Annotated in this window: 8 protein-coding genes; 3 read left to right on the forward strand and 5 right to left on the reverse strand. The window is 65.6% G+C overall.

From position 1 onward, the window contains the following. Window positions 1–157: 157 nt before the first annotated feature. Together C9F12_RS22010 and C9F12_RS22015 are read right to left on the reverse strand one after the other, a co-directional pair. A complete protein-coding gene (locus C9F12_RS22010) occupies window positions 158–1,582 on the reverse strand; it encodes a sugar porter family MFS transporter (protein ID WP_108133332.1) in 1,425 nt (474 codons plus the stop codon). A gap of 46 nt (window positions 1,583–1,628) precedes the next feature. Next, window positions 1,629–2,402, reverse strand: coding sequence for an SDR family oxidoreductase (locus C9F12_RS22015; protein WP_108450222.1), 774 nt, complete (start codon window positions 2,400–2,402; stop codon window positions 1,629–1,631). Window positions 2,403–3,086: 684 nt separating this feature from the next. Between C9F12_RS22015 and C9F12_RS22020 the strand changes: the two genes are divergently transcribed. Next, window positions 3,087–4,313: an ROK family transcriptional regulator gene (locus C9F12_RS22020; protein WP_108450223.1), complete on the forward strand. Its 1,227-nt coding sequence runs from the start codon at window positions 3,087–3,089 to the stop codon at window positions 4,311–4,313. An 83-nt stretch (window positions 4,314–4,396) separates the two neighbouring features. On the opposite strand, the gene C9F12_RS22025 is transcribed toward C9F12_RS22020, so the two are convergent. The 3 genes from C9F12_RS22025 to C9F12_RS22035 all read right to left on the reverse strand — a co-directional run bounded on the left by C9F12_RS22025 (window position 4,397) and on the right by C9F12_RS22035 (window position 9,230). Further along, window positions 4,397–5,338, reverse strand: a complete 942-nt coding sequence (locus tag C9F12_RS22025) for a Gfo/Idh/MocA family oxidoreductase (RefSeq protein ID WP_108450224.1) — start codon at window positions 5,336–5,338, stop codon at window positions 4,397–4,399. 206 nt (window positions 5,339–5,544) lie between these two features. Beyond that, window positions 5,545–7,347 carry an IlvD/Edd family dehydratase gene (locus C9F12_RS22030; protein WP_108450225.1) on the reverse strand — a complete coding sequence of 601 codons (1,803 nt, stop codon included), beginning with the start codon at window positions 7,345–7,347 and terminating at the stop codon, window positions 5,545–5,547. A 71-nt stretch (window positions 7,348–7,418) separates the two neighbouring features. Beyond that, window positions 7,419–9,230, reverse strand: coding sequence for an IlvD/Edd family dehydratase (locus tag C9F12_RS22035; protein ID WP_240184334.1), 1,812 nt, complete (start codon window positions 9,228–9,230; stop codon window positions 7,419–7,421). Between the two features lie 241 nt (window positions 9,231–9,471). Between C9F12_RS22035 and C9F12_RS22040 the strand changes: the two genes are divergently transcribed. Both C9F12_RS22040 and C9F12_RS22045 read left to right on the forward strand, forming a co-directional pair. Continuing rightward, window positions 9,472–10,506, forward strand: a complete 1,035-nt coding sequence (locus tag C9F12_RS22040; protein ID WP_045994710.1) for a TRAP transporter substrate-binding protein — start codon at window positions 9,472–9,474, stop codon at window positions 10,504–10,506. Between the two features lie 150 nt (window positions 10,507–10,656). Next, the coding region (locus tag C9F12_RS22045; protein ID WP_162816553.1) for a TRAP transporter small permease subunit at window positions 10,657–11,122 on the forward strand (466 nt) is incomplete at its 3' end.

Here is an 11,122-nt window from a genome sequence, read left to right on the forward strand (position 1 = left end):
CGGCCCTGGGTGCGGCGATGCGGAAGCTGATCCACATCGCCTATGGTGTCCTCAAGACACAAACCGAATATCGGCCACAAACCGCCTGATGGGATGTTTGTGGCCGGTTAGGGGAGATGGTATCTAGCGCCCTTCTGCTGGCGCCAGCACGCGGACCTTATTCATAGGCCATCTGCTCAAGCTCCCGTCCACGGGTCTCCTTGACCCACTTCATCACGAACACCACCGAGCAGGCCGCGAAGAAGGCGTAGACACCGTAGGCCCCGGCAAGGCCGATTCCCGCCAGCATGATCGGGAAGGTCATGGTGATAGCGAAGTTGGCCAGCCACTGGAACAGCCCCGAGACCGCCAGTCCCGAACCGCGCACCTGGTTGGGGAACATCTCACCGAGCATCACCCACATCACCGGCCCCCAGGACACATTGAAGAACAGCACATAGGCGTTGGCCGCCAGCAGCGCCAGCACCCCCATGTCACCGGCCAAGGCCAGCTTTCCGTCGACCATGCTGGCGGTGGAGAAGGCGTAGGCCAACAGGCACAGGGTCAGCGCCATACCCACTGAACCTGCCCACAAGAGCGGCTTGCGACCGATCCGATCGATCAGCGCGATGGCGATCAGACAGGCGCCGATAGACACCGCACCGCTGATCACGTTGATAAGCAGGGCATCACCCTCGGAGAAGCCCACCGCCTGCCACAGCACCGCGCCGTAGTAGAACACCACGTTGATCCCGACCAGCTGCTGGAACACCGCCAGCCCGATACCGACCCAGACGATGCCGTGCACCTTGCCACTGGTGGCGTTGATCAGGTCCCTGAGGCTCGGCACATGGTCGGCGTTCAGCGACGCCTTGATCTCGGCGACCTTGGCCTGCCCCGCCTGCTCGCCGAGCAGGGTGACCAGCACCCGTGTCGCCTTGTCGTCGCGTCCGCGGCTGATCAGAAAACGCGGGCTCTCCGGGATACCCAGCAGTGCCAGCAGAAAGATCGCCGCCGGCAGCATCTCGATCCAGAACATCCAGCGCCAGGCGTCGAAGCCGAACCACAGACTGGCGGTGGAGGCACCGGCGATCTTGGCCAGCACATAGTTGCTGACGAAGGCGATAAACAGCCCCGAGATGATCGCCACCTGCTGGATCGTGGCCAGCCGTCCGCGCCGTTCGGCAGGCGCCACCTCGCTGATGTAGGCTGGCGTCATCACGCTGGCAGCGCCCACCGCCATGCCGCCGAGCACCCGGTAGATCACGAACTCCAGCGAGCCGGTCGCCACCCCGGAGCCCCAGGCGCTGACCAGAAAGAACACCGCCGACACGATCAGCAGCGCACGCCGGCCGTAGCGATCGGCCAGGCGGCCGGCGAAGAAGGCACCGATGGCGCAACCCAGCAGCATCGAGGCCACGTTGAAGCCGGTGCCGACGCTGTCGGAGTCGAAGGCCGTTTGCAGACCATCGACGGTGCCGTTGATCACGCCGCTGTCGAAGCCGAACAGAAAACCGCCGATGGCGGCGATACAGCAGATGGCGAACACATAGCGTTGTCGCTTGAGCGAGGCGGCGTCCGCCGCTGAGGATACGATAGGCATGCTGAACTCCTTGTTGTTGTGATATCGCGATGGAAGAAAGGCTGGGTCACAGCCAGCCGGCGTCCACCCAGTGGTTGTGCGCGGTACAGCCGCTGGCCGCGTCGGAGGCGAGAAATACCACCATCGCCGCGACGTGATGAGGCTCGAGGCGCACCTTGAGCTTCTGCTCGGCGACGATCTGGGCCTCCTGTTCGGCGCTGTACCAGCGGGACTGGCGCGGCGTCTTGACGTTGCCGGGGATCACGCAGTTGACCCGGATGCCCTGTTCACCCAGTTCCTGGGCCAGCGCCCGGGTCAGCCCCTCGATACCGGCCTTGGCCGTCTCGTAGAGCGCCAGGCCTGCCTGGCCCAGGTGCCAGCTGATCGAGCCGAGGTTGATCACCGCACCGCCGCCACGCCTGGCCATGCCCGGCGCCACCGCCTGGGTGGCGAACACCAGGTGGCGGAGATTCACGGCGATGCGTTCGTCGAAATAGGCCGGGGTGATGTCCGCCAGACGATGGCGATCGTCGTTGGCCGCGTTGTTGACCAGCACATCGACATCACCGATCGCGCTCAGCACCTCGTCGAGACGCGCCAGATCGGTCAGGTCACAGTGATGGAATTGCAGCCGATCGCGGCCGGCACCCTGCTCGGTCAGACGCGCTACCAGCGCCTGGGATGGCGCCTCGGCGAGGTCGAGAAAGTGCACTTCGGCGCCCTGCTCGACAAAGGCTTCCACCAGCCCCTCTCCGATTCCCGAGCCGCCACCGGTGATGACCACCCGCCTGCCCGCAAGGCCTGGATAAAGCGCCACCGGCGCTCGAGATTCCTTCGTCATGTCAGCGTGACTCCCGTTGCTGTTGTAGGGGTTGTACCTAAGCCATCCAGGGCTTGCCTGGAAGCGCCTGCACTCATCGACGTATCGGCTTGGCCTGTTGGAGGCGGCGCGCGTCACCTCTTTCGCCTTTCGATCGGCGAAGTCTTTCGATTGGCGAAGCCTTTCGTCTGGCGAGATCCGGTCGTTCGACGAGAGATGTTTGTTACTTCTCTTTACTAATATCTCGTTAGTAATTAGTCCTAACTAAGTGCACAGTCTTGTCGAGTCGGACGCCATGTGCCATTGCACTTATGTCGAACAGAAGCCTCCCAGCGGAAAGGTGCTTGATGGCGCCCGGTGCTCTTCTGAAATCCAGTGCTCTTCTGAAAAGCGGCACAGGCGTCGCACGGATTCACTCAGGATCCTTGTTCGGCCGATGTAGCCGGGCGATGCAGTCGGGCGATACTGTACGGCGCTAGGCGCTGTCCGAAAAGTCGACGAGCGAAGGTTAGACAAGGCAAAAATCGGTGAGAAAGCGCAGTTTACGGGGTGTAAATGAGCATTTTGATCCGATTTTTAACGCCGTATTACCGAGCGCAGGCACTTTTCAGACAAGCCCTAAAGTCCGGCGCTGCGGCCCGTCGCCCGCCTTGATACACTCGACGCGACCTTCCCCATCCCTGACAGGGTCGGAGACTTTCGTTCATGACCGCCTCTTCCACCGCCGGCGACCTCGGTGCGCTCAAGTCACGCAACCGCGCCTCTCTGCTGGAGTGGCTGCGCCGCCAGCCCGGGCTGACCCGTGCCGAGCTTGCCCAGCGCACCGCCCTGACCAAGGTAACCGTCGGCGCCGCCGTGCAGACGCTGCTGGACCAGGGCTGGCTGGTCGAAGGCGATCTGCTGCGTGGGGGTAGCGGCCGCCCCGGACGGGCGCTGTCCCTCAATCCCGACAGCCATGCCATCCTGGGCATCGAGATCGGGGTCCATGGGCTGCACGTGCTGGCCATCAACTTTCATGGCCAGATCCTGGCCCAGCGACACCAGGCCGTGGTGCCGACCCGGCCAGACGATACCCTGGATCAGATCGTGCCCATGGTGCGCGAGCTGATCCGGACGGCGCTTTCACACAGGACACTGCTCGGTGTGGGACTGGCGGTGCCGGGGCCGACGTCGCCGGAGCAGTCGCGGCTTAGCCTGGCGCCCAACCTGGGCTGGCGAGACGTCCCGCTGCTCGAGATGCTCAGGCAGCGCCTGCCGGAACTCGACGATGATTCGAGACGATTCTGGTGCATGGACAACGAGGCCAAGGCGGCGGCCTTTGGCGAGCTCTATTGCAGCCCGTCCAGCGGCCAGGATGCCGCGACGCCGTCGTCACTGTTGTACGTCAGTGCGGCCACCGGGATCGGCAGCGGGCTGGTAGTGCAAGGCACGCCGCCCCGGGTGATTCGTGGCGTGCATGGGCTGGCCGGCGAGATCGGCCACACACTCCTGGCGCCGGGGGGCAAGCCGTGTCACTGCGGTAACCACGGTTGCGCCGAGACCCTGGTCAGTGGCTGGGCCCTGCGTGATGCCCTGGGTATCGAGGCCGGCGCCTCCTTGAGCGAAGGCGTCGAGCATCACCGCGACCCCGACCTGGTGGCCGAGACCCTCAACCAGGCAGGGGAAGCCCTGGGCCTGCTGCTGCTCAATCTCCACCTCACCCTGAATCCCGAGCGCATCGTCATCGGTGGCTCGCTGGTGAAGCTGGGCGCACCGCTGCTGGACCCGGCGCTTGCGTTCTTCACTCGTCATCAGAACCATCTGCTGCCACAAGCGCCGCCGATCCCGGTGCGCATCCTCGACGACAGCCTGGCGACCGCCGCCCGCGGCGCTGCCGCCCAGGTACTGTGCCAGCTGCTGGCTCGCCACGACGAATTCGCCACTGACGAATAACCCGCTGCTTCTGGGGGGTTCACCTCACACCAAGCGAGCGACGGCGTCGTGGGTCATCGAGAGATCGACGCGAAGTGGCGTGTTCACGCGCTGCCATCATCGTCGACGAAGGCCTCGGTGGCCTGACGATGCCCCAGCATCAGGGCGTCGGCCACCTGCTGCAACGGCGTGATGTCCATATCGCTGTGGCCAGCCTCGAGCAAGCTGTAGAAGTGCGCGTAGACCCCCTGGTATTCACGCTCCGGCTCATCGATCAGGGTCTTGCCATCGCCGATCAGGCGGGCGCCCCCCGCCTCCAGGGTCAAGCTTCCCCCATCGGTGACGAAGGTCATCTCCCAGCACGGCGGGTCCTCGTGACGGAAGTCGAAGTCACCGCTCAGCAGGACGCCATCGGCGGTACGCCATTCAAGCGTCGCCGCGATGGGTGTCTGGGCGTTGGCGGGCACCACCAGATTGGCCCGCTTCAAGAAGAACGGATCGGGCAGCAGTGCGGTAACGATGGACAGGGCGTTGATGCCCGGATCGAACACCCCCATGCCGCCGGCTTCCCACAGCCAGGCCTGGCCTGGATGCCACACCCGCACGTCCTCGTGCCAGCGAATATCGACGCCCTCGACCCGGCGTCCAGCGAGCCAGTCAGCGGCCGCGGCGATGCCCGGGGCAAAGCGCGAGTGCCAGGCGGCGAACAGCGTAAGTCCCGCCTTTTCGGCCTGTGCCTTGAGGTCCTGCACCTCGGCCAGGGTGGCACCCGGCGGCTTTTCCAACAGCACCGCCTTGCCACGGGCCAGCGCCTGACTGGCGAGCCTGTGGCGCAGATGGGCAGGGGTGCAGATCGCCACGGCGTCGATATCCGGCGCGGCGTCGAGCATCTCCTCGAGACTGGCGTAGGACGCCACGCCATCCAGGCGCGAATGAGGGTCCGCCGACGCCACCAGCTCAAGTCCTTCGGTGGCACGGATGGCGTCCACATGCTGATCTCGGACGATCTTGCCGGCGCCGGCCACGCCCAGTCGAAACTGCCGCATTACTGCCTCCTGGAGCGGTCCCCGCGGAGACCTCAACGTAATCAAGGAGCACAGCATAATTGAGCCGAGGGGCGTGACCAACCCTGCCCCAGCTACGCCAGGGACCTGTCGCCACCCTCGCTACCCCGGGCAAAAGGTCGGGTCAGCCCTGGTGTGCTGCTGCGAAGGCCCTGGCGGGCGCCCAGACAAGGACGAGGATCACCCTTTCAGTGATTGTCCCTGGGCGGACTCTGGCGCGCCACGTCGCGGTAGGCGTCGGCGCCGAGCAGGGTCATGCCGCGATCCAGTGGTTCGATCAGGGTGCGCTGGATCTCCTGCCACGGCGTCTGGTGGGCCGGATAGGGATAGCCGCCCTGGGCGTCGAGACGCTGTCGACGCTGGGTGATTTCGTCGTCGTCCACCAGCAGGCGGACCTCGCAGCGGCCCAGATCCACGCGTAGTCGATCGCCGGTCTGGACCAGCGCCAGCGGGCCCCCGGTGGCGGCTTCCGGCGAGGCGTTGAGGATCGATGGCGATCCCGAGGTTCCCGACTGGCGTCCGTCGCCCAGACACGGCAGCGACTCGATCCCCTGGCGAATCAGCGCCTCCGGCGGCTGCATGTTGACCACCTCGGCGCCGCCAGGATGGCCCACCGGTCCCGCTCCACGCATGATCAGGATGGTGCTGGCATCGATACCGAGTTCGGGATCGTCGATGCGAGCGTGGTAGTCCTCGGAGCCGTCGAACACCACCACCCGGCCCTCGAAGGCATCCGGGTCGTCCGGGTTCTCGAGAAAACGCCGACGAAAGTCCGGCGAGATCACGCTGGTCTTCATCAGCGCCGAGTCGAACAGGTTGCCCTTGAGGTTCAGGAAGCCGGCGTGTTCGACCAGCGGATTGTCGAAGCGTCGGATGACCTCCTCGTCCAGGGTCTCGCGGCCCGCGATGCTGTCGGCCAGGCGACGACCGTCGACGCCGGTGACGTCGCCGTGCAGCAGTCCGCGCTCGAGCAGCTCGTGCTGGACTGCCGGCACCCCGCCGGCACGATGGAACTCCTCACCCAGATAGGCACCCGCCGGCATCACGTTGGCCAGCAACGGAATCCGGTGGCCCAGTCGCTGCCAGTCGTCGTTGTCGAGCGCGACGCCTGCATGGCGGGCGATGGCGTTGACGTGGATCGGCGCATTGGACGATCCACCCAGCGCCGAACACACCACCACCGCGTTCTCGAACGCCTCGCGCGTCAAGATGTCGAGCGGACGCAGGTCCTGCCATACCATCTCGACCGCGCGCTCGCCGGTGTCGTAGGCGACCATCGCGCGTTCCTTGTAGGGCCCGGGAATCATCGCCGACCCCGGCAGGCTCATGCCCAGCGCCTCGGCCATGGAGTTCATGGTGGAGGCGGTACCCATGGTGTTGCAGTGGCCCACCGAAGGCGCCGAGTCGCTGGCCCGGGCAAGAAACTCGGCGTAGTCGATGTCGCCGGCGGCCAGGCGCTTTCTCAGCTCCCAGATGATGGTGCCGGAGCCGACCCGCTCGTTGCCCCGCCAGCCGTTGAGCATGGGGCCGCCGGACAGCACGATGGCCGGAATGTTGACCGTCGCCGCCGCCATCAAACAGGCCGGGGTGGTCTTGTCACAGCCGGTGGTCAGCACCACGCCGTCCAGCGGGTAGCCGTGCAGCACTTCCACCAGGCCCAGGTAGGCCAGGTTGCGGTCCAGTGCTGCGGTGGGCCGGCGCACGTTCTCGTGGATCGGATGCAGGGGAAACTCGAAGGGCACCCCGCCGGCGGCGCGAATACCGTCCTTGACCCGCTTGACCAGCTCGATGTGGTGACGATTGCAGGGGGTCAGGTCGGAACCGGACTGGGCGATGCCGATGATCGGCTTGCCCGAGGTCAGCTCATCGAGGGTCACCCCGTAGTTGAGGTAGCGCTCGATGCACAGGGCGGTGGTGCCCGGGTGGTCGGGGTTGTCGAACCACCAGCGGGAACGCAGCTGGTCGGGGGTAAGGCGGGGGCGCTGGGTCATGGTGTTCTCCTGCGGTTGCCGCCGGCATGCGAGCGGCAACGGTCTGCCATTGGGTGCGAAGGTCGGGGCGCTCAGTGGGAGTGTCGCGGAACGTCTGCGCCACGACAGCCCACCAGAAAGTCGAAGTCGCAGCCTTCATCGGCCTGCAGCACGTGCTCGATGTAGAGCTGACGGTAGCCGCCGCTGGAGGCGATACGGCGCGACGCCTCGGTGGGATCGCTGGCGGACAGGCGCCGCTCGAGCTCGGCCTCGTCGACTTCCAGATGCAGGCGCCCGTCGTAGGCATCCAGCTCGATCCAGTCGCCGTTCTCTACCGCCGCCAGGGGGCCGCCGGCCGCCGCCTCCGGCGCCACATGCAGGACCACGGTGCCATAGGCGGTACCGCTCATGCGAGCGTCCGAGATCCGCACCATGTCGGTCACGCCCTGGGCCAGGAGCTTCGCCGGCAGGCCCATGTTGCCTACCTCGGCCATGCCGTGGTAGCCCTTGGGACCGCAGTGCTTCATCACCAGCACGCTGTCGGCGTCGACCTCCAGATCCGGGTCATTGATCCGCGCCTTGTAGTCGTCGAAGTTCTCGAACACCACCGCGCGACCACGGTGACGCATCAGTTCGGGGCTCGCCGCCGAGGGCTTGAGCACCGCTCCCTTGGGCGCCAGGTTGCCGCGCAGCACGCACATGCCACCGTCGTCCACCAGCGGGTTGTCCAGCTCACGAATCACCTGATCGTTGTAGAGCGGCGCATCCTTGACGTTGTCCCACAGGGTCTCGCCGTTGACCGTCAACGCCTCCTTGTGGGGCAGGCGGTCCGCCTCACCGAGGCGCCGCAGCACCGCCGGAAGCCCGCCGGCGTAGTAGAACTCCTCCATCAGAAAGCGCCCCGACGGCTGCAGGTCGACGATGGTCGGGGTGCCACGCCCTACCCGGTTCCAGTCATCGAGCTCGAGCTCGACGCCCATGCGTCCGGCGATCGCCTTGAGGTGGATCACCGCATTGGTCGAGCCACCGATGGCGGCGTTGGTGCGAATGGCGTTCTCGAAGGCCTCCCGGGTCAACACCCGAGACAACCGCAGGTCCTCCTTGACCATGTCGACGATGCGATTGCCCGACAGGTGCGCCAGCACATAGCGGCGCGAGTCCACAGCAGGAATCGCCGCATTGTGGGGCAGCGACACGCCCAGCGATTCCGCCATGCAGGCCATGGTGGAGGCCGTGCCCATGGTGTTGCAGGTGCCGGCGGAGCGTGACATGCCGGCCTCTGCGGCCATGAAGTCGTGGATCGAGATCTTGCCTGCCTTGACCTCCTCGGACAGCTGCCAGACCACGGTGCCGGAGCCGATATCCCGGCCCTTGTGCTTGCCGTTGAGCATCGGCCCGCCGGTGACCACGATGGCCGGGATGTCGCAGCTGGCCGCCCCCATCAACAGCGCCGGAGTGGTCTTGTCGCAGCCGGTCAATAACACCACGCCGTCCAGCGGATTGCCGCGAATGGCCTCCTCCACGTCCATGCTCGCCAGGTTGCGGGTGAACATGGCGGTGGGACGCAGATTGGATTCGCCGTTGGAGAACACCGGGAACTCCACCGGGTAGCCGCCCGCCTCCAGCACGCCCTTCTTGACGTGCTCGGCCAGCTTGCGGAAGTGGGCGTTGCACGGCGTGAGCTCGGAGAAGGTGTTGCAGATACCGATGATCGGGCGGCCATCGAATTCGTGGTCAGGAATCCCCTGATTCTTCATCCAGCTGCGGTACATGAAGCCGTTCTTGTCCGCACTGCCGAACCACTCGGCGCTACGAAAGCGTGCCTTCTGGGGCACTTCGGTCGCCGCTTCGTCGCTTGCTGCCTCGACACCCACGCTTGGGGAATCCTGATCACTATCGGCCATTGCCTGGCTCCTTCAACTCTGTCACGGGGCGAGCGGCAACCGGTCTGCCTGCTGTCTCGGGCCAATCGCTGGCCTTTGACGTCATGGCGAATACCGACCCGCTCGTCGGGTCCTGGGCAAGCCTACGTCGCGGGCGCCACAAAGTACACACATACGAAAGTATATGTTGAACATACTCGCAACTCGGTCAAGACTTGCCGCCACACCAATAACGATCACGCTCTCATCAGGGAGATCGACCATGCGAGCTATCCCCAGGCTTTCCCGTCTTGCCGCCTCCATCGGTGCGGCATCCATCGCCATCACTGCTGCCGCCAGTGCCCAGGCCGCTGAATACGAGTGGACCTTCCAGGCCTCCGAGACCGCCGGCGAGCCGAGCTTCAAGATCAAGCAGGAGTGGGCCGAGCGCATCGAGACCATGACCGATGGCCGTGTCGCCATCGAGGTGTTGCCGATCAACTCGGTGGTAGGTCCCACCGAAACCCTGCAGGCGGTGAGTTCCGGCATCCTGCAGGGCCATATGACCGACCCCAGCTACTTCTCCGGCCAGAACCCGGCCTTCGGCATGCTCGGCAATCTGGTGGGCGCCTGGAACGACCCCTACGACTTCCTCGAGTTCATGAACAACGCCGGCGGCGAGGATCTCTACAACGAGCTGGTCGAGCCCTACGGTGCCCATCTGGTGGCGGCGGCGACCTTCCCGCTGGAGTCGATCCCGTCCACGGTGGCCATCGAGTCGCTGGAAGACTTCGAGGGACTCAAGATTCGTGCGCCCCAGGGCATGGTCTACAACATCTTCGAGCGCATCGGCGCCACGCCGGTCAACCTGCCCGGCTCAGAGGTCTACACCGGCCTTGAGAAGGGCGTGATCGACGCCGCCGACTCCACGGTGCTGTCGAACAACGACGCCCAGGGCCTCCACGCCTTTGCGCCCTACCCGCTGTACCCGGGCTTCCACTCCATGCCGATGATCGCAGTATCGGTGAACAAGGATATCTGGGACGGCCTGCCCGAAGACCTTCAGACCACCCTCGAGACCGCCTTCGACGCCATGGCCTACGACCTGATCGCCCGACTCAAGGCCCAGGATATCGAAGCGCTTGCCCGTCTCCAGGAGGACCCGGAGGTTCATCCGTTCGACCTGCCCGACGAAGAACGCAAGGCCTTCCGTCAGGCGGCTGAACAGGAATGGCAGGAGTGGGCCGGCAAGAACGAGATGACCCAGAAGGTCTACGACGCCGCCACCGGCTTCCTGACCGCCCGCGGCCAACTGTAAGCCTCGCCAGCCGTCCTGCCCCCGATAGGGGCCCTGCCCCCCGGTCCAGCCTGCTGACACCGGGGGGCAGATCCGTGACGACTTGCTGACCGCACCCGTGGTCGTGACCTTCAACCTGTTGACCAACGCCGCCAGCGGCCTGGAGCAACCATGACGCCTCCCTCCTCCCACAACACCCCCGCCGGGTCGCCACATGACGGCGCCGGGCGGCCGCCCGATCCTTCGCATGATCCTTCACCCGAGCCTTCTCACGGCCCGAACCCCGACCCGTCGGCGGACAGGACGCCCGAGCGTGCCCCCGATGTGGTGCGCAGTCGGTTCGATCGTAGCGTGGTCCGGGTGGCCCAGTTCGCCGCCTGGCTGGTGTTCATCGCCATGGCCATCAGCGTCTATGAGGTGATCATGCGCTATGGCTTCGGCGCGCCCACCTCCTGGGTCCACGAGACCGTGGTCATGCTGGTGGCGGTCAGCTTCTGTCTCGGCGGCCCCGCCGCGCTGGCCTCCAACCGCCATATCCGGGTCAAGGTGCTCTACGACGCCGTGGGCCCGAGGTTCCGGCTGTGGCTCGACCGCTTCAATGACCTGGTCACCTTCGGCTTCTGCCTGGGCATGACCT

Source organism: Halomonas sp. BN3-1 (assembly GCF_003056325.1).
Classification (GTDB): Bacteria; Pseudomonadota; Gammaproteobacteria; order Pseudomonadales; family Halomonadaceae; genus Halomonas; species Halomonas litopenaei.